Raw genomic sequence first — 25,111 nt, 5'->3', positions numbered from 1 at the left:
CTCCTCAGACTTTGTTTGCGCAGTTCAAAACTCTTTCGCAGTTCAAGGTCCGAGGAAGCATTTATTCACGCGGTGATTAAATTAAGGCTTAGAGGCCCAGCGCCGTAAAATCCGCTGCATCATGGCGTTCAGCCAGTTGCTTCTCCCCCCAGGTGCGGTTGACGATACGTCCACGCGCGACTGCTGGTCGAGCTTCAATCTCATTGGTCCAGCGAAGCAGGTTAGTGTAAGACTTGGCATCGATAAACTCTGCCGCCTCGTAAAGCAGGCCTTTAACCAAAGCGCCGTACCACGGCCAGATAGCAATATCGGCGATTGTGTATTCGTCACCGGCGATAAAGCGATGCTCGGCCAGCTGCTTGTCGAGCAGGTCCAGATGGCGCTTGGCTTCCATGGTGAAGCGGTTAATGGCGTATTCGATTTTTTCCGGCGCATAGTGATAAAAATGACCAAAACCGCCGCCGACGTATGGCGCAGAACCTTGCAACCAGAACAACCAGTTCAGGGCTTCGGTGCGCTTGGCGCGATCTTTTGGCAGTAAGAAACCAAACTTATCGGCCAAATAAAGCAGGATTGCGCCGGATTCAAACACTCGCACCGGTTCGTCGCCGGAAACGTCAAGCAGCGCCGGGATCTTGGAGTTTGGATTAACATCGACAAATCCTGAGGAGAACTGATCGCCCTCGTTGATGCGGATCAGATGCGCGTCATACTCCGCCCCTGTCACACCCAGCGCCAGCAGCTCTTCCAGCAAAATAGTCACTTTCTGGCCGTTGGGCGTGCCCAGGGAATAGAGCTGCAATGGATGTTTGCCGACGGGCAGTGTTTTCTCGTGAGTCGCGCCAGCCACGGGGCGGTTAAGCTTGCCCCATGCGCCGCCAAGTTCGTTATTGGTCCAGACTTTAGGTGGTTGATAACTCATAACACTTCCTCTGTATTTGTTAGATTGAAGGCACGGCTTTACCCCAGTGTAGACCAGGCCCGTTGACTGCGGATACTCTGCCAGTGCTGTCGATGGCGCGTGATAGTTCTCACAGTTTACGAATTCATTTTTAAAAGCCGCCATTCTTCGCCCAGCAAGAAGCAGCAAAACAAGCTCAATTGTTAATTTAAAGTTAAATTAATGATCTAAATATCTAATCATTTAACATGATGGCATTGATTTGGTGGATGGATTAGCGTCATGTGTAGTTAAATTTAACCATAAATTAACATTATTTATTATAAACAATAACAATTACGGACTTTTATCACATATTGTTAACTTTTAAACGATGGGCCAGTTCGACCTTTGTTAATCTCGCTGTGTGGAAAAAATAACCACCCTACACATAACAAAGGTACAGCCATGAAATTTAACCACGCATTAATCAGTGCATGTGTAATTTCAGCATGCATGTTGATCTCAACGCCAAGCTTTGCCGCCAAGCCTTACGATATTGCCGTCGTCGCTAAAGTCACCGGTATTCCATGGTTCACACGTATGGAAGTCGGGGTAAAAGAAGCCGCTACCAAATTAAACGTTAATGCCTATGAAGTCGGCGCTTCTACGCCAGATCCGGCACAACAGGTAAAAGTCATTGAGGATTTGATCGCTAAAAAAGTCGACGCGATTATTGTGGTGCCAAATGATGCCAAAGTATTAGAACCGGTGCTTAAAAAAGCTCGTGAGGCCGGAATTGTGGTATTAACCAATGAATCTCCCGACCAGCGAATTGGCCAATGGGATATTGAAACCATCGACAGCCAGAAATATGCCCAAGCCAATATGGATGCGCTGGCAAAAGCTATGGACAGTAAAGGAGGCTACGCTATTTATGTCGGTTCACTGACTGTGCCATTGCATAATGCCTGGGCCGATACCGCGATTAAATATCAAAAAGAAAAATATCCCGATATGCATGAAGTCACCTCGCGCCTGCCGGTGGCTGAAAGTATTGATAAGTCCTATTCCACTACTCTCGACTTAATGAAAGCCTATCCGGATCTGAAAGGGATTATTGGATTTGGTTCATTAGGCCCAATTGGTGCAGGTCAGGCGATTCAGCAAAAACGCGCCAAGAATAAAGTTGCCGTCGTCGGCATAGCCATGCCAGCGCAGGCCGCGCCGTATCTGGTTCGCGGTGATATCAAAAAAGTGCTGCTGTGGGACCCGAAAGACGCGGGTTTCGCGCTGGTGAGTCTGGCAGATCAAATGCTACAGGGTAAGGCAGTCACCAAAGATCTGACTATTGACGGCCTGGGCAAAGCCGACGTCGATATGGATACCGGCGTGATCCGCTTTAACCGTATTCTTGAAGTTTCGGCAGATAATGCCAAAAGCCTGGGCTTCTAAAATAATAATCGCTTCGGCACGGTTTTTTAAAATTACAGTTAGTTATTTTTAGTAGGTTATTTAATATATCGATGCCTAACCCGCATCGATATATCACCAGTGCAGTAAGGAAAATGTCGATGAATAATATTGCGACGCTTGACTCCAGCCAGAGTCATTCTGCTTCCTCATCCGAGGCATTAATCAGCCTCGAACATATCAGTAAAAAATTTCCCGGCGTATTAGCGCTGGATAACGTCACTCTGACTTTGAATAAGGGCGAGGTTCACTGTCTGGCCGGGCAAAATGGCTGCGGAAAGAGCACAATTATTAAAGTTATCTCCGGGGTTTATCAGCCTGAAAAAGGCGCGGCAATTATGCTGGATGGCAAATTATTCCATTCGCTAACCCCGCAGCTGTCTTCTTTTTACGGCATTCAGGTGATTTATCAGGATTTATCGTTATTCCCTAATTTATCGGTAGCCGGGAATATTGCCATTCACCGTTATTTACCCGGCGGCGATTTCTGGGTGCATAAAGACGCAATGCGCCAAAAAGCTCTGGCGGCGATGAAACGCGTTGGCGTGGCGCTGGATCCAGATCGCAAAGTTGAAAAACTGTCGATCGCCGATCGCCAACTGGTCGCTATCTGTCGCGCCATCGCCGCCGACGCCAGCCTGGTTATCATGGATGAACCCACCGCCTCGCTGACGCGTACCGAGGTCAATGGCCTGTTGCGAGTCGTGAACGAGCTTAAAGCGGCCAATATTTGCGTAGTGTTTGTCAGCCATCGCCTCGATGAAGTCATGGAAGTCGCCGATAGAATCAGCGTGATGCGAGATGGCAAGCTGGTCGGCACCTATCCAGCCAGCGAACTTGACAGCAATGAGCTCGCGTTTCTCATGACAGGCCAGCGTTTCAGCTACAGCCACCTGCCCCATCGCGCGCCCGCTGATGTCACACCGCTGCTGGAAGTCAGTCACCTTAGCCGCGCCGGGCAATATCAGGATATTTCCCTGTCGCTGCGACAGGGCGAGATCACCTCAATCGTTGGACTGCTCGGCTCCGGGCGAACCGAGCTGTGCCTCAGCCTGTTCGGCATGACCCGCCCCGACAGCGGCGAGATCCGCATTAATGGCAAGCCGGTGAGTTTTCGCAGCAACCGTGACGCGATTCGCAATGGCATCGCCTATGTTTCCGAGGATCGCCTGACTCAAGGGCTGATCATGGAGCAGTCGATCTACGACAACACACTGGTTTCGATCTTCAACAAGCTGCAAAAACCCAGCGGACTGATGAATCATCGCAAAGCTAAATCGGTGGTTAAAGATCTGATCCGTGACCTGAATATCAAGGTCTCTGACAGTGCACTGCCGGTGAAAACACTGTCCGGCGGTAACGCACAGCGCATCGCTATCGCCAAATGGGTGGCCACCGAGCCGCATATTCTGATCCTCGACTCCCCCACGGTTGGCGTTGATATCGCTAATAAAGAAGGGATTTACCGAATTGCCCGCGATCTTGCCGAGTCGGGCATGGCGGTGCTGATGATTTGCGACGAAATCCCGGAGGCCTATTACAACAGCCATCGCGTGTTGGTCATGCGCAAAGGTGAGCTGGTCGCCGAGTTCTCGCCGCACCAGTGTAGCGAACAGCAGATTGCGGAGGTGATCAATGCGTAACCATTTATCAAAAGCCCTCTCTTATCATGAGTTTTGGCTTGGGGTGCTGGTGTTATTACTGGCGGTTGGCCTGAGCATCAGCACCAAAGAATTTCTGACCATCGGCAACCTCACCGATGTCGCCACCAGCTATGCCATTCTGGGGATTCTAGCCTGCGGCCTGTTCGTAGTGCTGATCGCTGGAGGGATCGACATTTCGTTTCCGGCGATGACCTCGATTGGTCAATATGTAATGGCGAGCTACATCATTCATCACGGCGGCAGCTTCCCGGTTGCTTTCGCGATGGCGATGGGCGTCGGGCTGTTGCTCGGATTGGTCAACGGTTTTCTGGTCTATTGGTTACGCGTGCCGGCAATCATCATCACCATTGCGACGCTAAATCTTTACTACGGCCTGCTGGTGTATTTCACCGACGGTACCTGGCTGTACGGCTTCCCCGACTGGTTTATGAACGGCATAAACTGGTTCTCGTTCACCGCTTCCGACGGCAACGATTACGGCCTGACGCTGCCGCTGCTCAGCCTGGCGGCGGTGATTATCGCCACTGGCGTGCTAATGAACCGCACCCGTATTGGTCGGCAAATCTATGCCATGGGCAGCAATCGCGATGCAGCATCGCGGCTGGGCCTGAACATTCTGCGATTACACTTTTACGTTTACGGTTTTATGGGGCTGCTGGCGGGCATTGCCGCCGTGGTGCAAGCGCAAATCACCCAATCGGTAGCGCCAAATTCGCTGTTGGGCTTTGAGCTAACAGTACTGGCGGCCGTGGTATTGGGCGGCACAAGCATGACCGGCGGTCGCGGTTCGCTGACCGGCACCATTCTCGGCGTAATGCTGCTGGCCTTCCTGCAAAACGGTCTGACGCTGCTGTCGATCTCCTCTTACTGGCATCAGGTGTTTAGCGGAGTGATCATTCTGGTCAGCATCAGCAGCACCGCGTGGAATGAAAAACGCAAACTGGCGAAGGGTATTTAACATGAGCACATTAACCCGCTTTATCCCCGCTGACAGAATCATCCGTTTGCAGGTGTTGATCATTATTGCCGTCGCCCTGCTGTTCTCCTTCACGCTGGGTAAAAGTTTCTTCAGTCTTGGCAACTTCCAGTCCATCTCTTCGCAACTGCCGATCCTTGGCATGCTGGCACTGGGAATGGGCATAACCATGTTAACCGGCGGCATTAATCTGTCGGTAATCGCCGGAGCCAACGCCTGCTCACTGGTGATGGCGGCTATTCTGGTCGCCCACCCCGATCAGCCACTGTATTTTGCGCTGGCAATGCTGGCGGGTATCGCCGTGGCAATCGTGATTGGCCTGCTTAACGGCTCGCTGATTGCCTACATTGGCGTCTCACCCATTCTCGCTTCATTGGGCACTATGACCCTGATTGCCGGGCTGAATATTCTGCTTACCGGAGGAACGGTTATTTCCGGTTTTCCATCTGCTATTCAGTACCTTAGCAGCGGCAATCTGCTAGGAATACCTATTGCGCTGGTGCTGTTTCTACTGGTGGCGTTTCTGCTGTGGGTCGTGCTCGAGCACACCACGCTGGGCCGAAGTTTGTACCTGATGGGCTCCAACGAGCAGGCCACGCGCTTCAGCGGTGTCAGTACCCATCGCGTGACGCTGGTGGTCTATGTACTGTCGGCGCTGTTTGGCTGGGCGGCGGCGCTGCTGATGATGTCGAAATTCAACTCGGCCAAGGCGGGTTATGGCGACTCCTACCTGCTGGTCACTATTCTGGCCTCGGTGTTGGGCGGCATCAATCCTGACGGCGGCTTTGGTCGAGTGATTGGTCTGGTGCTGGCGCTGGTGGTATTGCAGATGCTGGAAAGCGGCCTGAACCTGATGGGCGTCAGCAGTTATCTGACCATGGCGCTCTGGGGCGGCGTGTTGATCCTGTTTATCGCATTACAGAATCGTAAATCATAATCGACTTTAAAAGACATTGATTACAGAGACATAAGGATCTAAACATGGCGAGTTATTTTATTGGCGTGGATGTGGGAACTGGCAGTGCTCGCGCAGGCGTGTTTGATTTGAAGGGACACATGGTCAGTCAGGCCAGCCGCGACATTACCTTGTACCGCCCGAAAGCCGATTTTGTGGAACAATCCTCGGATGAAATTTGGGCCGCCGTTTGCAACGCGGTAAAAGATGCAATGAATCAGGCAGATATCAACCCGATTCAGGTCAAAGGCATGGGCTTTGATGCCACCTGTTCGCTGGTGGTGCTGGATAAAGAAGGCAAACCGCTGACCGTGAGCCCCTCGGGTCGCAGCGAGCAAAACATTATTGTCTGGATGGATCACCGGGCGATTTCACAGGCCGAACGCATTAACGCTACCGGCCATCGGGTATTGGAGTTTGTAGGCGGCATTATCTCGCCAGAGATGCAGACACCGAAGCTGCTATGGCTCAAACAGCATATGCCGACTACCTGGAGTAACGTTGGCCATCTTTTTGATTTACCTGACTTCCTGACCTGGCGCGCAACCAGCGATACTGCCCGCTCGCTATGTTCTACTGTCTGTAAATGGACCTATATCGGCCACGAAGATCGCTGGGACACCAGTTATTTCAAGCAGATCGGTCTTGAAGATTTGCTGGATAACAACGCGGCGAAAATTGGCAGCGAGGTGAAAACCATGGGCCAGCCGCTAGGACACGGCCTGACGAAAACTGCCGCCCGTGAACTGGGGCTGATGCCGGGCACCGCAGTGAGTGTATCGATTATCGATGCCCACGCCGGAAGTCTGGGAATTCTTGGCGCAAGCGGCGCATCCGGCGAGACCGCCGATTTCGACCGCCGTATCGCGCTGATCGGTGGTACTTCGACCGCACACATGGCGATGTCGCGATCTGCTCGCTATATTGGCGGCATCTGGGGACCCTATTTCTCTGCACTGTTGCCGGATTACTGGCTCAACGAAGGCGGTCAATCGACCACCGGCGCACTTATCGACCACGTAATTCAGTCACATCCCTGTTATGCCGATTTGCTGAAGCAGAGCAAAGAACGCGGTAAAACAATTTATGAAACCCTGAATGCGCTGCTGCGCGAGATGGCGGGAGAACGCGAAAATATTGCTTTCCTGACCCAGGATATTCACATGCTGCCCTACTTCCACGGCAACCGTTCACCGCGCGCCAATCCGACCTTAACCGGCACCCTCACCGGCTTGAAACTTTCTCGCACGCCGGAAGATATGGCGCTGCATTATTTAGCGACTATTCAGGCGCTGGCGCTAGGTACGCGGCACATTATCGAAACCATGAATCACAGCGGCTATGCGATAGACACCATGATGGCCAGCGGCGGCGGTACTAAAAATCCGGTGTTTGTTCAAGAGCACTCCAACGCGACCGGCTGCGCGATGCTGTTACCGGAAGAGAGCGAGGCGATGCTGCTAGGCAGCGCAATGATGGGCACTGTGGCTGCGGGAGTGTATGAATCGTTACCCGAGGCGATGGCGGCCATGAGCCGTATCGGCAAGACGGTGACACCGCAGACCAACAAGATCAAAGAGTATTACGACCGAAAATATAAGGTATTTCATGAGCTTTATAACGATCACATGAAATATCGCCGCCTGATGCAGGGAGAATAAGCGCTTAAAGAATGATGTCGTACTGTTTGCGGCTGACTTCGCTAAAACCGGTGATCAACGCCTGGCGGCAGAGCTGCTGATAACGCGGCTCGCTGACCAGCCTTTTCAGCGCTTTTCTCAGCCCGAAGATTTGATCGGCAGAAGTGTTGGGGCCGGTAATCAGCGGCAACCCCGGAGTAAGCGGCGTTTCACCGATCACCTTCAATTGGGCAAGCGCCTGCGGCTGATATTTCTTTAATAAAGCAAAAGTCACGCAGTCGATAGCGGCAATATCCGCTTCGCCCTGCTGAATCGCCTGCAAAGATTGGCGATGGCTACCGCTAAAGATAATCTGACGAAAGAAGCAGCCGTTTTCACTCAACGGCTCAACCATTTTGCGTAGCGCATTAAAACCCGACTGCGAATCTTCGCTGTTGCATACCACTACGCGCTGGCGAAAATCGGTTACCCCGGCTCCCATATCTTTCTGGCGCGTGACTAAAAAACTTCGATAACCCAACCCTTCACAGCCCGGCGCTGAATAGTGGAAACAGCCCAGCGGTTGCACATCTTTTAGACGGGTCACCAACGGATAGCCGCAGGTTTGGCTTAACAACAACTGTGGCTGTTGCCAGTGTTGAATCAAATCTTGTGGCCAGGATAAAGACGCATTGCCAGCAGTAAGGCCCTCTTCTGCCATCAGCTCACGCAAACCCGACCATAGCGCGTCAACATCAGGAGGATTTACCGCATACATCGGTAAAGAAACTGCATTATTCATGCTTTTCGCCTACGTTTTACAGGGATGAGCGCCCCGGAAGGTTGTGCTGCACTGAGTGATAATTAAGATTAAGAAAAAGTATACGCCAGATCAAGGCTGCTTGATTAATCACCGATCTGGCCTGCGGGTCTTCTGCCGCTCATTGTTCGAGAAAATAGCGGATTTTGGTTGGATGACCCTAATATTTAATAGGCTCAGAAATATCAACTAATTTACGGGTGTTGATTATTTATCGTAATTTTAGTTTTCAGCCAATACGCATACGCCACAGGGGCTGCTGTTAAAATCTTTTGTGAGTCACAAAACATGTATTTTCTGACTTAAGGAAGGCTCAAACAGAATTACGCGCGATAATTTAACTTAAGTTATTTTTTCTGCGTCAGAAGTGCTTAAGTCACTGTCGTAAAGTTGCAAAGCGGCAGCTTCACTCTATAGTTCGATGACTAAATTGAGTTTCAGGGGAAACACATGAGATTAAGCGGCATTTCCAAGGGATTTTTCATCCTGATACTTTTCATCGTGACATGGGCGTTTCTGGATGTTTTACAGCCGTACTATTCGTCCGTACTGTGGGCGGCTATTTTAGCGATAATTTTCCATCCGCTAAAAACCAAGTTCCGAGACTGGCTTGGAGACAAGAACGGCATCGCGGCATTGCTGACACTGCTGGTGATCTGCCTGATTGTATTCACGCCATTGGCGGTTATCGCCTCTTCACTGGCGATTGAGTTCAATGTGGTTTACAGCAAGCTGCAGCATAACAATACTCAGCTTCCGACTATTATTGCCGACGTTATCCAGCATTTGCCGGTCTGGGCGCAGCACCAAATGGCCGAATACAACCTCGACACTGCTGCTGGCATTCAGCAAAAGCTCTCTGGTTTCGCACTCAAAGGCAGCCAATATCTGGCTGGCAGCGTGTTCCTAATCGGTAAAGGCACCTTTAGTTTCGTGGTCGGCTTCGGCATTATGCTGTACCTGCTGTTCTTCCTGCTAAAGGACGGAGCTTATCTGGTAAACCTGATTCTCGAAGCACTGCCTCTAACCAAACCCGTTAAACATCATCTGTTTATGAAGTTTGCTGCGGTATCTCGTGCCACGGTTAAAGGCACCGTTATCGTTGCCATCGTACAGGGCGCGCTGGGCGGATTGGCATTCTGGATAACTGGTATTGAGGGCGTTTTGCTGTGGGGCGCGCTAATGGCCTTCCTGTCTCTTATTCCGGCGGTAGGTTCTGCCATTATCTGGGTTCCGGCGGCGATTTACTTCTTCGCCTCCAGCCAGCTGTGGCAAGGTATTTTCCTGGTCGTGTTCTTTGTCGTTATCATCGGGCTGGTGGATAATATTCTTCGCCCGCTGCTGGTAGGTAAAGATACTAAAATGCCTGACTACATGATCCTTATCGCCACGCTGGGTGGTATGGAAGTCTACGGTATTAACGGTTTTGTGATCGGTCCACTCATCGCTGCGCTGTTTATTGCCTGCTGGAATATTCTTTCCGGCCGCGATAATGAAGAAAATATCGAAGAGATTGACGAAGACTTTATTGAAGACGGCAAAGCACCGCCTGAAAACTGATAATTTCGATTCCTCACAACTGAGAGCGGCTAATTACCGCTCTTTTTTATTTTTTTGGATCCGCCAGCAATATTCCCTCTTGTAGCCCATCATTCCCCATTTCAAATACTGTCACTGATTACCCTCTATAAACTTCAACTTAATGCCGAATAAAACTCTGTGACCTGGCGCGCGTTTACCTTTTACTCTCACTTGTCATCGTTGATAAAACGTGCAATGTTTATTTTCACAAAAAATAAAACATCGGTTTACCTGACGAACCGACTGATAATAAAAGGAAAAAAATGAATGAGCCTGGCGTAGCAAGCCTCGACGGCGCTTTGCAGCTGTTAAACCTGCTGGCAGACCGCCCTGGGATCGGTCTTAGCGAAATTGCGCGCCGCAGCGGTATTACCAAGTCGCGCGTCTATCGCCTGCTATCGACCCTCGAAGCGCGGTTCTATGTCCAAAAAAGCGGCGATCCGGCGACTTATCGTCTGGGGCACCAAATTTTGGTGCTTGGCGTCAGTGCTCGAAGCCAGAACTTGCTGCTCTGTGCGGCAGAACCGTTGCTTGACCAACTGAGCGAACGCCTAAACGAGAATCTACAAATTCGCCTGCGCGAGGGTGAAGAAGTGGTACAGATTATTTCTCGCACCTCAAAACAGACGCTTCAGGTGAGAAGCGCGGTAGGTAATCGTCGACGTTTGGGCGAAGGCCCTTCGGGAAAGTTGCTGCTGGCCTACGCCACGCAGGCTTTACAGGACCAATATGTCGAACAGGCAAAAGATCCAGCGCAGTTATCCGCTCAGCTAAGAGAGATACGCCAACAACAGCTCGCCCGCTCGCGGGGAGAACTGACGCCGGGAGTCTGGGCCTTTGCCGTGCCGATATTTGATAGCCGCCGTGAATGTATCGCGGCGTTAAGTCTGAGCGCACCTATGCAGCGCGCCGAGCCGAGCGCCGATGAGGTCATCGAACAACTAAGCCAGGCGGCGGCACAAATTTCGGCGCAGCTGGGATGTTCATCCTACTCCACACTTTAGCGGTTGTTTTATCTTGAACAGAGGGCAACACCATGACTGAATCCAGCCTGACAACGCACAATAAATTCACCAGCGGCAAGCAAATGAATCCGACGCTGGTTTTACTGTTTATCGTGGTCGTGGCAGTCGTCATGACCTGGATACTCAGCTCGGGGGAATTTCAGCATCAGGGTCAAAAGGTGATCCCAGGAACCTATCAGGTCATTGAAAAACATTATTCACTGACCCAGATGCTAGGTCTTGGAGCAGCACCAGCCGCGGGACAGGCCGCGCCGGTCGGCATTATTGACGGCGTAATGGCTATCCCGGCGGGGATTGTAAAACAGGCAGGGCTGATCGTCATGGTACTGTTTATCGGCGGGATGTTTGGCGTACTGAACCAGTCGGGCGCGATAGAAGCCTCGCTGGAACGTCTGCTGGGTATCACCAAAGGTAATATTTACTTTCTGGTACCCACGCTGATGCTGGTGTTTTCAGCGGGCAGCACCTTTATGGGGCTGGCGAAAGAGTATTTGCTGGTCATCCCGCTGGTGGTGGCCTTGATGAACCGGCTTGGCTTGCCCAATATCCTCGGGCTGGCGGTTGTCGCTGTCGCCGTCAAGGTCGGCTATCTGGCGTCTGTCACTAATCCTTATGCGCTTTCCATCGCGCAGCCGCTGGTTGGGGTGCAGATATTTAGTGGCCTGAGCATGCGTTTGGCGGCCTATGTGCTGTTTATGCTGACAGGCGTCGCTTTCGTTTTATGGGCGATACGCCGACACGGCCCCGTTGGCGGCACGATCGACACTTCGTTCTCTACTCAGCCGCTTTCGCTGCGCCACTGCCTGATGATGTCGACTCTGCTGGTTGGCATCGCCTTTATGGTTTTTGCCGCCAATCAATGGCATTGGAAAAACACTCAACTCTCGGCCTACTATTTGTTTTTAAGCATGATTTTCTCGGCAATGAGCGGCATGGGTGCCAGCGCGTCGGCGGATGCCTTTGTCGGCGGGATGAAAAAAGTGCTGATTGCCGGATTACTGATTGGGCTGGCAACGGCGGTTGAAATCGTGCTCAGCCAGGGCAAAGTGATGGACACCTTAATCAACGCGCTGGTGCAGCTGGTCGGGCAGCACGGCCCGTACATTTCGGCTTACGGCATGTTTATCTGCCAGCTATTACTGGACATTGTGATCCCTTCAACCTCGGGCCAGGCTGCTGTCACCATGCCGATACTCGGGCCACTGGGGCAGCTTTCCGGCGTTGCGCCACAGACCACCGTGTTTGCTTTCCTGATGGGCAACGGGCTAACCAACATGATAACGCCCACCTCCAGCGGGCTACTGATTTTCCTCGCTTCTGCACAAGTGGGATGGACTCAGTGGGCGAAGTTTCTGCTGCCGCTGTTTCTTATTTTTGCCGCGCTGGCGATTGCGATGCTAACTGTCGCAGTCGCCATCGGCTATTAACTTATCCTTCGATGGAAAACGATAATGCAATCTGAAACCACAATGACTCTGCTTGAAAACGTGATGATCACCCTGCGCGATGGTGTAAATCTGGCAACCGACATTTATTTACCCGCTGGCTCAGGGCCTTTCCCGGTGGTGGTTGAACGTACGCCTTATAACAAACGCGGGCAGTCACGCTCTGAGGTGAATGTCGATGGCAGCAAACTTTCGCGTCGTGATATGGCGCAGGCATTGGTCAATCGCGGCTATGCGGTGGTATTTCAGGACTGTCGCGGCTGTTATGGTTCCGAAGGCGTGTTCACAAAATATACCTCAGAGGGCGTCGATGGCTTCGATACCCTGCAATGGATTATCGAACAGCAGTGGTGCAATGGAGATATCGGCAGCATGGGGCTGTCGTATGCTGCCCATACCCAGCTGGCGATGGCCTGTCTTAATCCACCCGGTTTGAAAACCATGGTGCTGGATTCCGGAGGTTTTCATAATGCGTTTCAGTGCGGTATTCGCCAAGGTGGAGCCTTCGAACTCAAGCAGGCAACCTGGGCCTACAAATGGTCGCAGGAAAGCCCGCTGGCGCAGCAAAATCCGTTGATTCGCAAGGCATTGGAACAGGAGAATATTCTCGACTGGTTTGCGCAAATGCCGTGGTTTCCCGGACACTCCCCGCTGCGCCACGTCCCGGAATATGAAAATTATTTGTTCGAGCAGTGGTCGCAGGGCGAATTCTCGGATTATTGGCGACAAAACGGGATTTTTGCCGCCGAGAGTTTTGAGCAAATTCCTGATATGCCGGTGATGTTTATGTCCAGCTGGTACGACGCTTATGTCAGCTCGACGCTGGATAATTTCAAGGCATTTTGTCAGGGCAAAACCTATCCACAGCGATTGATCATGGGTCCGTGGTTGCATGGCGACCGTAACATCACCTTTAGCGGCAACGCCGAGTTTGGGCGCGCCGCGGCATTTGATAACAACGTTGCAGCCGACTGGATGACCTGCAGGCTCGACTGGTTCGATCGCTGGTTAAAAAATCCGGCCAGCAAAGAGGCACCGCACGAGGTTGAAGTGTTTGTGATGGGCGGCGGGGGCGGCGATAAAAATGATGCCGGGCGTTTGCAGCACGGCGGAAAATGGCTTAACAGCGATCAATGGCCGTTAAAAGGCAGCCAACCCACCACCCTGTTTTTACATCGTGACGGCGCTCTGTCTTGCGAGCAACCCTCCCGCTCTGCCGCCCCGCTGAGTTATCTGGCGGACCCGCATCACCCAGTGCCGACGATTGGCGGTTCCGTGACCTCGGGCTTGCCGGTATTTCAGGGCGGCGCGTTTGACCAGCGCGAAAGCAGTGAATTTTTCGGCACGCGTGGCGATAATTTACCGTTGAGCGCGCGCGCAGATGTGCTGGTATTCCAGACTCCAGAACTTGAAAAGGATCTATTGGTCGCAGGAGACGTGACTATCAAGCTGTGGATTTCCAGCTCGGCGCTCGATACCGACTTCACCGCCAAGCTGGTCGACGTTTATCCGCCCTCAAAAGATTATCCGCAGGGCTATGCGATGAACATCACTGACGGAATTATTCGCTGTCGTTATCGCCAGGGTTGGGAAAAAGAGCAGCTGCTTTCACCCGATGAAATTGTCGAAGTCACTATCGCGCCTTTTGCCACCTGTAATTTGTTCAAAAAAGGGCACCGCATTCGCCTGGACATCGCCAGCAGCAATTTCCCGCGCTTTGACTGCAACCCCAACAGCGGCGAACCGGAAGGTCAGGCAAGATTGAAACAGACGGCGACCAATCAGGTATTTGTCGATTCTCTGCGGCCATCGAGACTGATCATCAGCGTTTTGCCCCTCTGATCAGGCAATGGAAAAATTGTGATTGCGCTGAACGAACAACAACCGTGAACCAAGATTGTGCAGGTTTAAAAATCGCCGACTCACGAACACTGCGGGAAGTGAGAAGGATTTCCTGGAATACAGCCCGGATCTACCGGCCCGCCGGGCTGCAGCGGCTGTGTTGGCTGCCGTGGCTGAACTGGTTGTCTTGGCTGGGCCGGTTGATTGGGCAGCGGAGGTTGTGATGGCTGTCTTGGTTGGATTGGCTGCCCCGGCTGGATGGGTTGCCCGGGCTGTTGCGGCTGGTTAGCCATAACCGCAAATGAGGTCAGCAAAAACAATACGCCCAAAATTCTTTTCATAATTCCTCAGCAATTTTTCTTGAAGCAACTTTCCAAAGGTAATTATAGTGCCTTGCAATTTTCTACGCCGAGCTATTGGCTGACAAGGCATGCTTTAGTGGAAATTTTTATTTTAATCATAGACTTAAATTCCGACTTTCAACTAAAAAACTCATACAAAGGTCCTCTATTCATAATAGATAAACTTACTTAAAAAAACTAACCAATTACTTAAAAGTTAATCACAAATAAATTAAAACAAGCCAAATTGATAAATTAATTTCATATGAAATTTAATGGCATTTGTGTTCAATACGCTAATTTTATGGCAATAAGCAATGATTAGAAAACAAAATTCATCTCAATTAGCTTAATAACACTCATCAGTCAGCACAAATATTTATCGGTTGAGGCTCAAGAAAAGGTAAGGATCTCTTAATACAGCGGCGTGTTATAAGGAAATGCTGGTTAATAATTCTCGAAAATAGTGATTACTTATGGAAGCTTAAGGAATTTGGCCCATCCATAAACATCGTGTAATAAAAACTTAACCTTTGTACATTTCACGAGATAAAAACACTCTAGATAATAAAAAAACAACTCAAAATATCGAAAAATAAAAAAACAAGGTTAAGTACTCATTATCCTATCGATTAACATAAGTTTCCTCGCTTTGAAAATAAATAAGGCTATTGTTGATAACACCTTAACTAATAAATTTTGGAGGTTCTGTAGGCATTTAAAAAAAACCAATTAATTGTTTTAAAAAAACCAACAAGATAATTAAATTCAAAACCGTCATAAAAAAATAAATTATTTAATTAGGAAATTCACATGAATAAAAATATAATTTTTAACCTATTGTTATTATTCATTTCATCACCCGTTTTCGCGGCCACAGTCCCACCTTCCGTCACTTGCCTGCCTGAAAATCAAACCAATTTTTCGAATGCTATCCCCTGTTACAGGCAGAATCTGGCTGCAACCCCCCTGAATTATACTTTAACTAGCACTCAGGTTTATGGTGACGTTCAGGTTAATCGGTATCAATTACAATCGCAGTCATGGTCGCCCTCTGGATTGGTGTTACCAGCTCAGTGGGTTGAAAATATTGCCATCGCAATCCCTGCAAACCCAAAGCCAGTACGTGCGTTAATTGCTGCCGATATCAGTGAGGACCTTTTGTACAATGTTGCCGAGGCGACAAGAACGATAACAATTTCAGTCATTTCAATTCCAAGCACCAACCTGATTTACGCAAATGACGGAATACCGCGTAATGAGGATGATAGCGTTTCCCGCAGTTGGCGTTTATTTTTAGATAATCCCGCTCAAAGGCAATTACTGCCACTGCACGTCCCTATGGCTGCCACTATTTCACAGACAATAAGGCTGGCTAAAGAAGAGCTGAAAGAGGAAGGCATTACACAGTTCATAGTAACCGGAGCTTCAAAACGCGGATGGGCTTCATGGTTGACCGCTATATCAGACCCAAGTGTTGTTGCTATAGTACCGTTTGTTGCTGACGTTTTAAATACGCAGCAGATAATGCAGCATATGTATAAAACTTATGGTGGCAACTGGCCTATTGCCTTTCAGGATTATTACAACCAGAACCTTGATACTTTAAGAACCTCCGCCAATTTCACCACATTAATGAAAATAGAAGATCCATTACAATATCTTGGAACACCTTATCAAGCAGGCCTTACTATTCCAAAATATATAATTAATGCAAGTGGCGATGATTTTTTCATTCCTGACAACACAAGATATTTTTATGACCAGTTACCTGGGGTAAAATCTCTTCGGATTGCGCCAAATACTGATCATAATGGGATTTTTAACTTTATCCAACAATCTTTGATAAGCTTTGTTAACCGTATTCAAAATGCTACCGCTTTGCCAATTTTAACCACAACCTATAGCGGGGCTGTTAATAATAAACAAATGACAATAAATTTTTCCGAGAAACCTACACAGGTAGTTCGCTGGACGGCAACCAACACCGCCTCAAGAGATTTTCGATATGCTTGCGGTATTCGTTATCTATCTTCTCCCCTTCAAGTATCCGGAGCTAATACGGTATCTGTTTCATTGACTAATACTAATCCAGGCTGGCAAGCATCGTTTATTGAAGCAACTTTCAGTGATGGTTACGTTGCTACGAGTCAGGTGAACATTGTCCCTGACGCCGTTTATCCAACTGTGGCTCCCCCTTCAGATGGTGCGGCATGCCAAACATTATCCGGTCGATAAATTTAAAATGAAATTAGAGCTACACATAATATTAGCCAAAACTTCAGCAGTTTTGCTCAGCTAAATCCAATACCTAAGTGATTATCCACTGGCTTGCTATTTTGCCATCCTTCGATTTTTTAAAGCTGAAAACTTGGGCCTAAGCAGCATATAATCATCATAAAAGATTAAAAAACCAATAATTGTTTCAACGATTAAAATAATAAGCATTAAAACTCATATTTAACCTTAAAAAGGTAAATTTTCTCGCATTTAAATTTAAGAACAGTCACTCTTATTTGGTTTTTGACTTATCAGGGATGTCCATGATATCTCTCATCAATCTTGAGTTATTCATTCACTACACTGTGAGACTTTTTCTTTAGCATTTCTTTTAATTTTACAGTCCAAATTTAAAACTATTGATTAAGATCTCCATGCATTGATAAAAGAATCTTATAGATGACGAGAGTTAACAATGAGAAATAAAAATGAACAAAGAGCATTTCCTCACAATTCTCTCTTATAAAGGGATCACATTAAAGTTCTTGAACATTATCAAACATGACGATGAACTTTCTGCAGTACTTTTAATTCATTTAATGTTTGAAAAGATTATTGAAGTATGGGTTGAATCAATAACTAATAATCCTAGATTTTTTGCAGGCACTCCGATGACCTTTGCTGCCAAACTGCAAGTGGCACAAAATTTCCAAATGCCAGGGCATATCCTCAACACTTTAATAACGTTAAATAAAATTAGAGACACGTTTGGAAATGAGGGAAGCAAAGAGAATATATCCAACGAAGAAATGATTGAGTTGGGGAAGATTTCAATTACTGTTAAAGCGCATAGCCTTTTCAGAAAGCTGCCAACCTGTAGTGTCATTACTAACGAAGGTAAAAAGATTTATAAGGACTCTGCCAATAATATTAAATTATCAATACTCTTCACTATGCTTTATCAAGAAATAATCATAAATGTAAGAGAATCAGACTAATCGGCCTAAAAGGTAATAGTAACTACATAAACCAACCTTAACATAGAAGATAAAATTGATAATAAATAGGGTTATTATTATGTCTTATAATATGGGTAAAGCTTTAGTTTTCTAATTAATAAATGCTCATTGAACAGTAATTACTTCTGAAGAAACTACCGAATACTTGAAGTATCAAGACAAAATTATTCTTATCAAAGAGCAATATAAAAGCGCGGTAACTAACTCGATTAGCGCGCTTTTAGGTATTTGGACCTAAAAAAAGAGTTCGACCCTTAGCATGATTACTTAGCGTAACCTTCAGTAGAGATAGTCAGGGTGACTGCATCGCCTACGGCTGGAACGAATTTGTCTAGCTTAAAGTCAGAACGCTGGATGGTGGCAGTAGCGTCAAAACCAATCGCCTCTTTCTTCACCATCGGGTGCATGCCCTGCTTGTTCAAGGTAGCATGCAAGGTGACCGGCTTGGTGATACCTTTGATTGTCAGATTACCTTCAACATCAAATTTGTTGCCACCGGCCGCTGTGACTTTAGTGCTGTGGAAAACAGCTGAAGGATATTTAGCTACGTCAAAGTAATCAGCACCCAAGAATTCTTTGGTCAACAAAGGAACGTGGGTATCGATTTTGGTAATTGGCAAGGTCACGTCTACGCGAGACTGCGTAGGATGATCTTTATCAAACACGATAGTACCTTTTGTACCAGGGATATCCGCAGTTGGATGAGATAAACCGAAGTGGTCCCAGGCCACAATGACCGAGGTGTGGTCGGTATCCAGGGAATAGTGCATGGCCGCAGCCTGAGAAAGAGGAGCATACAGACTTGCTGCAGCTAACAATGGCAATGCAATCTTGGTAAAGCTTTTCACTCGGATATCCTTTTTAAAAATAAAACAGTCATTAGACTATGGTTCATATCCTTAGATAGGCATAACGAAAAGTTTTGTCTTTACCCTTCAAATATATTGATAAATACCTATGCGTTATTATTTCAAGAACCAAAAAGTAATTATTAAACTATAACAATCAACACCTTAATAAAAATAATTTAATATTGTTATTATTTCATTTTGATACCTTCTTATAGGAAATAAATACTGTCTATTTATCAGGATAGATAGTATTTCTCCCTACGTGTAGGATCTATATATATTCAAATTAGCTATAAAGATTATCTACTGACCAAATGATGAATGGAAAACACCCAATGGATTGGGACTGCAAAATAACCGTACATAAAAGCCTGTTACAACGCACTCTACAATCCCGCAGTATGATGGCAATCGGCGCACTTTTCACCATGATAATCCTGACCCACTGGACCCTAGATTTTCTGTGTTGGTTTACCAGTGAAGTGGTGTTTAAAGTCTAATATTTTTCTTAGACATCATGTCTCTAAGCTAACTGACAGAATGCTATGAAAATGGGTAATAAAGGGTGGGATATTTTTTCGTTCCGGGAAATGACAAAAGGCCGGGATCCCGGCCTTTTACTAGCAAACAATAACAATTAGTCAGTTGCTTTATTTTTCAGGTCAACAGCGCCCTGCTTGGTTTTGTCCCAAGTTTTCTCTGTACCCTGCTTGGTGCTATGCCACGCTTTCTGAGTGCCTTCGGTAACTTTACTACCTGTTGAATTAGCCTTACCTTCAGCCGCATGCTTAGACTTAAGCTTCATCTCAGAGCCCTTGTCTTGAGCATGATGCAGCTTCTCTTTTGCAGTATCTGCACCTTTGTTTGCCTGAGCAACAGTATCATCGGTCGCTGAACTGGTAGTCGTTGCTGCGAATACAGGAGATGCCAAAAGTAATGCGGACAAAGCCAAAATAGTCTTTTTCATGATTCCCTCATTTTCAGATATGTTAGGTACACGTCATACAGGATGGCACAAATCTGAAAAAAGCTGACTAGGATATAGCTGAAAGATGAAGAAAAATTGAATGTTATAACGAAAAAGTGATCTAGGCAGCTTTGAGAATATAATGTAGTTTACTATGGTGAATTAATGGGTTACGGTTACTTTAGAAAACTCGACTTCCTTCTGGATTAAAATATCAAAACCATTACATTACGCCCAATTTTTGTATTAAAGAATCACCTTTACTCTCACCTTGCATATTTACGCTCATCGGTTGTAGAGAAACCATCTTCAACTTTGTAAGTTTTATTTTCTTGTTAGTCTTTAGCTCAATTCACACCTTTCTAAAATTCCTATTAAGGCTTTTAGCGCCCAGTTATTACCGTCGATTTTTCGTTTAAGATACCCAAAACTTTCTTTTGAAGAAAAAAATAAATCCAGTACAAAATACTTATTTCCAATCCATTAAGTGCAACATTCCTAAGGCAGTTACTTGAATGGCATAGTTTGGGCAGGGGAACTAATTGGCACGATTAGTAATAAAAAGACCAAAATCTTCATATTTACTAAAATAATAAGGTAAAATGCACAATGCTATGCCATGAAGATAAAAAAACGCTTGCAATATATACAGGTCTATCTTTTATTTTTATATACCCTCTTATTTATGCAGGTTTATTTTACCGAGACGATCTGGATAGAGCTATCACTGGTCAATACGGATGGCGAGGTTTAGGAAGGCCGGCAGCTGACATACTGATGCGAATTCTATCTGCCAGTGGCCACTATAATCTTGATCTGTTTCCATACACCACGATTGCGTCGTGCTTTTTTTTAGCTCTCTCAGCTCTAACTTTCAAGAAACACCTCAGTAAGATAGAAGTTCCACATGCAAAATTCGTCGCTTCGCTTTTAATATTCAATCCTTTTTTATTACAAAGTATTTTATATAGATATGACTGCCTAGGTATGGTTTTAGGTTGTCTTCTCTCTGTCGTTGCCTACACCTACAATAATAAGAACACATTCCTAAGAACCGCAGTAATAGTCGTATCTGGTACTCTGTCCTTAATGTTTTATCAGTCATCGTTTAACATTTTCATAGGGTTACTCGCTGTAGATATCATGGTTTCAGGAAGTAAGTCAGAAATAAAAATTCATGATAGTTTAAAATTGATTTTTAAAAAGCTCGTAATTTTTATCTTTATTTATTCTTTATATAGGCTTTTCCTTTTACATAAACATATAGCACGATCGGAGTTAGTTAGCTTTGATATAAATGGTTTAAGGCAGATATTCGATACTATTAGCTCTCTCTACGCCCTTATATCATCTTACTTCTGGGGACCCGTATTTATTTACTTTATAATTCCAATCATTTCCATGGCTTTTTTAGTTATTTTTAAAAGGGGTGTGGAAAATAAAACAAAATTATTATTTTATGCATTTTCATTAATATCTATTCTAATATTTATTTTATCCCTTATGGGACCAATGATACTATTAAAATACTCACCAGTACTTCCAAGAACTCTTTATTCATTTTCAGTGTTACTCATACTCATCGCCATTCCAATTACTTTCTACTTTCCAAAGCTAAGATATTTATCTTTACTGCCTGTAGTCTGTAGCTTTGCATTCAGCGCACAGTTAAGTAGTGCTTTAACCTCACAAAGAAATTATGAGGATTTTATTTTTGGCATGATCGCTAAAGATGTCATAACACACCCTGATATAGTGTCAACCATTACCGTTGGGCAGGTTAATATTAATGAACGAACTCAGTTGATTCTAAATAGTAAGCCGTTGGTAGGTTATTTTTTAAGTCCAGCGACTCAATTTTTGGCATCATTTCAGTTAATAAACAAAGGTCTTACATCGACTACTTATGGGTATGGCGAGGAGGAAAATAACAGCCAAGTCCTGCAAAAATTAATCATTGACGGGGTAAGGCCTGAAATTAAAAATGCAGAGTACTCAATTTACTTCAACAAAAATGTAGCAATTATAAAGTTAGGTTCGACAAAGTAGGATGATCACTGATGCTCTGGGAATTGCTTCTGGAGCGGTGAAGGGAATCGAACCCTCGTATGCAGCTTGGGAAGCTACCGTTCTACCATTGAACTACACCCGCTTCGGTGTGTGATTGGCATTATAACGGGTTACGCGGTGGTGGCAAGGAAGCATCTAGATAAATGTCAGATTTTTAAGCATTTAGATCAAAATAAAGGGATTACCTGCATTGCAGGCAACCCCTTTTAAGTCTATTCAATCAACCTCTACGCTTACTTAAGCGGAAGCAACATTTCGATATTCTGACTGCCCAGCTGTTTTGGATCGGTGATGACGTTTTTATCTTCACGGACCTTTTTAACATCGTCAGCGGTGACCTTATCCCCAGCAGTGTTGCCCCAGCTAGTACGGATAAAGTTCACTACATCAGCAACTTGCTGGTTGTTCAAACGCCAGCCGAATGCAGGCATGGTGACGTTCGACGGGGCACCAATCACGCCCGGCAGAGTGTTACCGGTCAACACGATGTGGATAAGCGAAGCAGGATCTTTCGCCAACACGACCGGGTTGCCCTTAAGCTCAGGGAAGAAGCGTTTGTAACCAGTACCGTCGGTTTTATGGCAAGCGGCGCAGCTGTCTACGTATACCGAAGCACCCGTTTTGCTGTCATCGCCTTTCCACAACGCTTTCGCTTCAGTATCGTCAGGTGTAAAGACAGGCGTGCTGCTGTCTTTAATATCCAATGACTTTAGATACTTAGCGATAGCCGTCGCATCTTCAGGCGTCAGGTATTGCAAGCTGTGCTTAACCACGTCGGTCATGCCACCGAATACGGCGGTGTGGTCATTACGGCCGGTACGCAGGAACTGCACCAGGTCGTCTTCGCTCCAGCGTCCCAATCCGTCACGGTTGTCGCCGCGTAGATTGCTCGCGGTATAGCCGTCAATCGGGGCCGCGCTACCAGACAGGAATTCGTTGCCATCGTCGTTATTCATGGCTTTTTCCTGCATGGTGATGCTGCGAGGCGTGTGGCAAGCGCCACAGTGTCCCAGACCTTCAACCAAGTAGCGTCCACGTGCCAATTGCGGATCTTCATTCATTTTTCCGGCAAAAGGCTGCACTTTTGGAGCAAAAGCGGTTCGCCAGATTGCCAGCGGCCATCTCATCGACAGTGGCCATGGAATATCGCTATCACGGTTTGGTTGCGCCACCGGCTGAACACCGTGCATGAAGTAGGCATACAGCGCCTTCATATCTTCATCGCTGACCACAGAGTAAGAAGGGAAAGGCATCGCCGGATACAGCGTCTGGCCGTTCTTCGCTACCCCTTTTCGCACCGCGTTTTCGAAATCTTCCAGCGTATAGTCACCGATGCCATTAGTTTTATCTGGCGTGATGTTAGTGGAATAAATTGCCCCGATCGGCGTCACCATCTTCAGACCACCAGCGAAAGGTTTTCCGCCTTCCGTGGTGTGACATGCCACGCAGTCACCGGCCTTTGCCAGATATTCACCGCGTTTGATCAAATCAGTACCGGTATTGTCATCGGCCAGCGCGGCAAAGGCCACCGAGCCCAGGAACAAGGCAGAAAGTAATGTTTTCATAGCGATTTCCTTATGCCTGAACCAATGGGCCTGGGTTTTTCAGATAGGTCTCGCGAATTGCTTTTGCAGACCAATAGGTTAACGCAGCAACCATGCCGGTTGGGTTATAGCCCAAACCTTGCGGGAACGCCGACGCGCCTGGAACAAAGACGTTATGCACATCCCAGCTTTGCAGATAGCGGTTGATGGCACTGGTTTTAGGATCTTCACCCATGATGGCGCCGCCATTCATGTGAGTTGTCTGATAAACCGTGCTGTCAAAATGCGTATCGGCAGTTTTAGGCGAGCCAGAGATCAGCTTCGGATTCATCGCAACGGCAATTTTGTGCATTTTGTCGTGCATAAACTGCGACATTTTGATGTCGTTTGGCTGCCAGTCAAAGGTCATACGCAGCAGCGGCTGGCCATAAATGTCTTTGTAGGTTGGATCAAGATCCAAATAGTTCGCGCGATAAGACTGGTGCGCACCGTGGGCGTCCATCGAGACGTTATGGGTGTAAGAGTCCGCTACCGCAGCTTTCCATTTACTGCCCCAGTTCGGCGTGCCCGGAGGAGTCGCCACACCTGAAATTGGTTTTGAACCGGCCTGGTTGACCCAGAATGGTGAACCGCCAACGAAACCGTATTTACCATGGTCAAAGTTGTCGGCGTTAAAATCGTCAACCGCCACACCGTTACCACCGGCACCGATAAAGGTGTTGGTGAACTTGTCGGTCTCAAAGAAGGCTTTGATCGTTGTCAGGTTTTGATAGGCAAAGTTACGGCCTACTACACCTTCATTGGTAACCGGGTCGTAAGGCTTACCGATACCAGACAGCAGCATCAGGTGTACGTTATGGAACTGGAATGCGGAGAGGATCACCAAATCTGCCGGCTGCTCAACCTGCTGGCCAAGTGCGTCAACATAAGTCACGCCAGTAGCGCGTTTTTTATCATCGGTCAGGTTCACGCGCAGCACATAAGAGTTATTGCGCAGCTCAAACTGGGACTCCTGGCGCAGTGAAGGCAGGATGTTGACGTTCGGTGAAGCCTTGGAATACATGTAACACGCGTAACCACTGCAATAACCGCAGAAGTTGCACGGGCCCATTTGCGCGCCATAAGTGTTGGTGTACGGGCCTGAGGTATTGGCAGAAGGCAGGTCGTATGGGTGATAACCCACCGCTTCGGCCGCTTGTGCAAACAGTTGTGCAGAATAGGTACGCTTTTGTGCCGGCAGCGGGAATTTATCAGAGCGGTCGGGAGCAAACGGGTTGCCAGTACCTTGCGCGCCAGGCTGCTGCTGGCCTTTGATGGTCCATGGTGAACCGGAAGTCCCAAACACTTTTTCAGCTTTGTCGAAAAACGGCTCTAACTCGTTGTAGTTAACTCCGAAATCCTGAATAGTCATACCTTCCGGTATAAATTTCTTACCATATCGCTGCTCATAGTGGCTGCGCAGGTTCAATTCGGCTGGATCGACACGGAAATGCACCCCCGACCAGTGTAGACCTGCACCACCGGTACCGGTTCCAGGAAGGAACGCGTTAAGCTGGCGATAAGGCATAGCGGTCTGAGTCATGTTATGACGAATGGTCACGGTGCTTTTGGACAAATCCTGGAACAGCTTTTTACGGATGTTGTAGGTCAGCTCATCCACAACCTGCGGATAGGCGCCGTCTGGATAAGTATCGCGACTTGGTCCACGTTCAAGCGCAACTACGCTCAGACCCGCTTCAGTCAGTTCTTTGGCCATGATCGAGCCTGCCCAACCGAAACCAACGATTACGGCATCCACTTTTTGCATTGTTTTAGACAT

Annotated in this window: 19 protein-coding genes, 1 tRNA gene and 1 pseudogene; 12 read left to right on the top strand and 9 right to left on the bottom strand. The window is 47.4% G+C overall.

Going from position 1 to position 25,111, the window contains the following annotated elements:
• Positions 1-88: 88 nt before the first annotated feature.
• Positions 89-922 carry a glutathione-dependent disulfide-bond oxidoreductase gene (gene yghU, locus AB3G37_RS04145; RefSeq protein WP_369789792.1) on the bottom strand — a complete coding sequence of 278 codons (834 nt, stop codon included), beginning with the start codon at positions 920-922 and terminating at the stop codon, positions 89-91.
• 426 nt (positions 923-1,348) lie between these two features.
• On the opposite strand from yghU, the gene AB3G37_RS04140 reads away from it, so the two are divergent.
• From AB3G37_RS04140 to AB3G37_RS04120, 5 genes are all read left to right on the top strand, one after another.
• Complete coding sequence (locus AB3G37_RS04140) at positions 1,349-2,335, top strand: autoinducer 2 ABC transporter substrate-binding protein (protein ID WP_369789791.1); 987 nt, start codon at positions 1,349-1,351, stop codon at positions 2,333-2,335.
• 119 nt (positions 2,336-2,454) lie between these two features.
• Complete coding sequence (locus AB3G37_RS04135) at positions 2,455-3,996, top strand: sugar ABC transporter ATP-binding protein (protein ID WP_369789790.1); 1,542 nt, start codon at positions 2,455-2,457, stop codon at positions 3,994-3,996.
• Positions 3,989-4,975, top strand: a complete 987-nt coding sequence (locus tag AB3G37_RS04130; RefSeq protein ID WP_369789789.1) for an ABC transporter permease — start codon at positions 3,989-3,991, stop codon at positions 4,973-4,975. The genes AB3G37_RS04135 and AB3G37_RS04130 overlap by 8 nt, the downstream gene beginning before the upstream one ends.
• A 1-nt stretch (position 4,976) precedes the next feature.
• Positions 4,977-5,930, top strand: coding sequence for an ABC transporter permease (locus AB3G37_RS04125; RefSeq protein WP_009637142.1), 954 nt, complete (start codon positions 4,977-4,979; stop codon positions 5,928-5,930).
• Between the two features lie 44 nt (positions 5,931-5,974).
• The gene (locus tag AB3G37_RS04120; RefSeq protein WP_369789788.1) at positions 5,975-7,609 is read left to right on the top strand and encodes an FGGY-family carbohydrate kinase; all 1,635 of its coding nucleotides are present in this window, start codon (positions 5,975-5,977) and stop codon (positions 7,607-7,609) included.
• Between the two features lie 4 nt (positions 7,610-7,613).
• On the opposite strand, the gene AB3G37_RS04115 is transcribed toward AB3G37_RS04120, so the two are convergent.
• Positions 7,614-8,369: a phosphate/phosphite/phosphonate ABC transporter substrate-binding protein gene (locus AB3G37_RS04115; RefSeq protein WP_369789787.1), complete on the bottom strand. Its 756-nt coding sequence runs from the start codon at positions 8,367-8,369 to the stop codon at positions 7,614-7,616.
• A gap of 31 nt (positions 8,370-8,400) precedes the next feature.
• Positions 8,401-8,538, bottom strand: a pseudogene (locus tag AB3G37_RS04110) (fatty acid desaturase); the annotation flags it as partial.
• 299 nt (positions 8,539-8,837) lie between these two features.
• Here AB3G37_RS04110 and AB3G37_RS04105 point away from each other — a divergent pair.
• From AB3G37_RS04105 to AB3G37_RS04090, 4 genes are all read left to right on the top strand, one after another.
• Positions 8,838-9,947: an AI-2E family transporter gene (locus AB3G37_RS04105; RefSeq protein ID WP_369789786.1), complete on the top strand. Its 1,110-nt coding sequence runs from the start codon at positions 8,838-8,840 to the stop codon at positions 9,945-9,947.
• Positions 9,948-10,231: 284 nt separating this feature from the next.
• Positions 10,232-10,972 carry an IclR family transcriptional regulator gene (locus tag AB3G37_RS04100; RefSeq protein ID WP_369789785.1) on the top strand — a complete coding sequence of 247 codons (741 nt, stop codon included), beginning with the start codon at positions 10,232-10,234 and terminating at the stop codon, positions 10,970-10,972.
• A 32-nt stretch (positions 10,973-11,004) separates the two neighbouring features.
• Positions 11,005-12,420, top strand: a complete 1,416-nt coding sequence (locus tag AB3G37_RS04095; protein ID WP_369789784.1) for a YfcC family protein — start codon at positions 11,005-11,007, stop codon at positions 12,418-12,420.
• Positions 12,421-12,444: 24 nt separating this feature from the next.
• Positions 12,445-14,280: a CocE/NonD family hydrolase gene (locus tag AB3G37_RS04090; protein ID WP_369789783.1), complete on the top strand. Its 1,836-nt coding sequence runs from the start codon at positions 12,445-12,447 to the stop codon at positions 14,278-14,280.
• A gap of 80 nt (positions 14,281-14,360) precedes the next feature.
• Here the strand turns inward: AB3G37_RS04090 and AB3G37_RS04085 are convergent, their stop codons facing one another.
• On the bottom strand, positions 14,361-14,621 hold the full coding sequence (locus AB3G37_RS04085; RefSeq protein WP_369789782.1) for a hypothetical protein: 261 nt from the start codon (positions 14,619-14,621) through the stop codon (positions 14,361-14,363).
• 813 nt (positions 14,622-15,434) lie between these two features.
• Between AB3G37_RS04085 and AB3G37_RS04080 the strand changes: the two genes are divergently transcribed.
• Together AB3G37_RS04080 and AB3G37_RS04075 are read left to right on the top strand one after the other, a co-directional pair.
• Positions 15,435-16,859 (top strand): PhoPQ-activated protein PqaA family protein, encoded by a 1,425-nt coding sequence (locus tag AB3G37_RS04080; protein WP_369789781.1) that lies wholly within the window; start codon positions 15,435-15,437, stop codon positions 16,857-16,859.
• 470 nt (positions 16,860-17,329) lie between these two features.
• Positions 17,330-17,839, top strand: a complete 510-nt coding sequence (locus AB3G37_RS04075) for a hypothetical protein (protein WP_369789780.1) — start codon at positions 17,330-17,332, stop codon at positions 17,837-17,839.
• A 284-nt stretch (positions 17,840-18,123) separates the two neighbouring features.
• Here AB3G37_RS04075 and AB3G37_RS04070 read toward each other — a convergent pair whose 3' ends face one another.
• Together AB3G37_RS04070 and AB3G37_RS04065 are read right to left on the bottom strand one after the other, a co-directional pair.
• A complete protein-coding gene (locus AB3G37_RS04070; protein WP_369789779.1) occupies positions 18,124-18,708 on the bottom strand; it encodes a YceI family protein in 585 nt (194 codons plus the stop codon).
• 640 nt (positions 18,709-19,348) lie between these two features.
• Positions 19,349-19,678: a hypothetical protein gene (locus AB3G37_RS04065; RefSeq protein ID WP_009639394.1), complete on the bottom strand. Its 330-nt coding sequence runs from the start codon at positions 19,676-19,678 to the stop codon at positions 19,349-19,351.
• 609 nt (positions 19,679-20,287) lie between these two features.
• Here AB3G37_RS04065 and AB3G37_RS04060 point away from each other — a divergent pair.
• The gene (locus tag AB3G37_RS04060; protein ID WP_369789778.1) at positions 20,288-21,727 is read left to right on the top strand and encodes a glucosyltransferase domain-containing protein; all 1,440 of its coding nucleotides are present in this window, start codon (positions 20,288-20,290) and stop codon (positions 21,725-21,727) included.
• Positions 21,728-21,757: 30 nt separating this feature from the next.
• On the opposite strand, the gene AB3G37_RS04055 is transcribed toward AB3G37_RS04060, so the two are convergent.
• The 3 genes from AB3G37_RS04055 to AB3G37_RS04045 all read right to left on the bottom strand — a co-directional run bounded on the left by AB3G37_RS04055 (position 21,758) and on the right by AB3G37_RS04045 (position 25,111).
• Positions 21,758-21,830, bottom strand: a tRNA-Gly gene (locus AB3G37_RS04055).
• Positions 21,831-21,981: 151 nt separating this feature from the next.
• The gene (locus AB3G37_RS04050) at positions 21,982-23,313 is read right to left on the bottom strand and encodes a cytochrome c (RefSeq protein WP_369789777.1); all 1,332 of its coding nucleotides are present in this window, start codon (positions 23,311-23,313) and stop codon (positions 21,982-21,984) included.
• A gap of 10 nt (positions 23,314-23,323) precedes the next feature.
• Positions 23,324-25,111, bottom strand: a complete 1,788-nt coding sequence (locus AB3G37_RS04045; protein WP_009637954.1) for a GMC family oxidoreductase — start codon at positions 25,109-25,111, stop codon at positions 23,324-23,326.

The sequence above is a fragment of the Rouxiella sp. WC2420 genome, assembly GCF_041200025.1.
Taxonomy (GTDB): Bacteria; Pseudomonadota; Gammaproteobacteria; order Enterobacterales; family Enterobacteriaceae; genus Rouxiella.
Note: the sequence above shows the minus strand (reverse complement) of the source record. Positions and strands in the feature narration are given on the sequence as shown.

Coding starts and splice junctions, on each gene's coding strand:
- AB3G37_RS04060 (WP_369789778.1), top strand. CDS start 20,288: ATGCTATGCCATGAAGATAAAAAAACGCTTGCAATATATACAGGTCTA.
- yghU (WP_369789792.1), bottom strand. CDS start 922: ATGAGTTATCAACCACCTAAAGTCTGGACCAATAACGAACTTGGCGGC.
- AB3G37_RS04075 (WP_369789780.1), top strand. CDS start 17,330: ATGAACAAAGAGCATTTCCTCACAATTCTCTCTTATAAAGGGATCACA.
- AB3G37_RS04095 (WP_369789784.1), top strand. CDS start 11,005: ATGACTGAATCCAGCCTGACAACGCACAATAAATTCACCAGCGGCAAG.
- AB3G37_RS04045 (WP_009637954.1), bottom strand. CDS start 25,111: ATGTCTAAAACAATGCAAAAAGTGGATGCCGTAATCGTTGGTTTCGGT.
- AB3G37_RS04050 (WP_369789777.1), bottom strand. CDS start 23,313: ATGAAAACATTACTTTCTGCCTTGTTCCTGGGCTCGGTGGCCTTTGCC.
- AB3G37_RS04090 (WP_369789783.1), top strand. CDS start 12,445: ATGCAATCTGAAACCACAATGACTCTGCTTGAAAACGTGATGATCACC.
- AB3G37_RS04130 (WP_369789789.1), top strand. CDS start 3,989: ATGCGTAACCATTTATCAAAAGCCCTCTCTTATCATGAGTTTTGGCTT.
- AB3G37_RS04115 (WP_369789787.1), bottom strand. CDS start 8,369: ATGAATAATGCAGTTTCTTTACCGATGTATGCGGTAAATCCTCCTGAT.
- AB3G37_RS04105 (WP_369789786.1), top strand. CDS start 8,838: ATGAGATTAAGCGGCATTTCCAAGGGATTTTTCATCCTGATACTTTTC.
- AB3G37_RS04125 (WP_009637142.1), top strand. CDS start 4,977: ATGAGCACATTAACCCGCTTTATCCCCGCTGACAGAATCATCCGTTTG.
- AB3G37_RS04135 (WP_369789790.1), top strand. CDS start 2,455: ATGAATAATATTGCGACGCTTGACTCCAGCCAGAGTCATTCTGCTTCC.
- AB3G37_RS04140 (WP_369789791.1), top strand. CDS start 1,349: ATGAAATTTAACCACGCATTAATCAGTGCATGTGTAATTTCAGCATGC.
- AB3G37_RS04080 (WP_369789781.1), top strand. CDS start 15,435: ATGAATAAAAATATAATTTTTAACCTATTGTTATTATTCATTTCATCA.
- AB3G37_RS04085 (WP_369789782.1), bottom strand. CDS start 14,621: ATGAAAAGAATTTTGGGCGTATTGTTTTTGCTGACCTCATTTGCGGTT.
- AB3G37_RS04100 (WP_369789785.1), top strand. CDS start 10,232: ATGAATGAGCCTGGCGTAGCAAGCCTCGACGGCGCTTTGCAGCTGTTA.
- AB3G37_RS04120 (WP_369789788.1), top strand. CDS start 5,975: ATGGCGAGTTATTTTATTGGCGTGGATGTGGGAACTGGCAGTGCTCGC.
- AB3G37_RS04065 (WP_009639394.1), bottom strand. CDS start 19,678: ATGAAAAAGACTATTTTGGCTTTGTCCGCATTACTTTTGGCATCTCCT.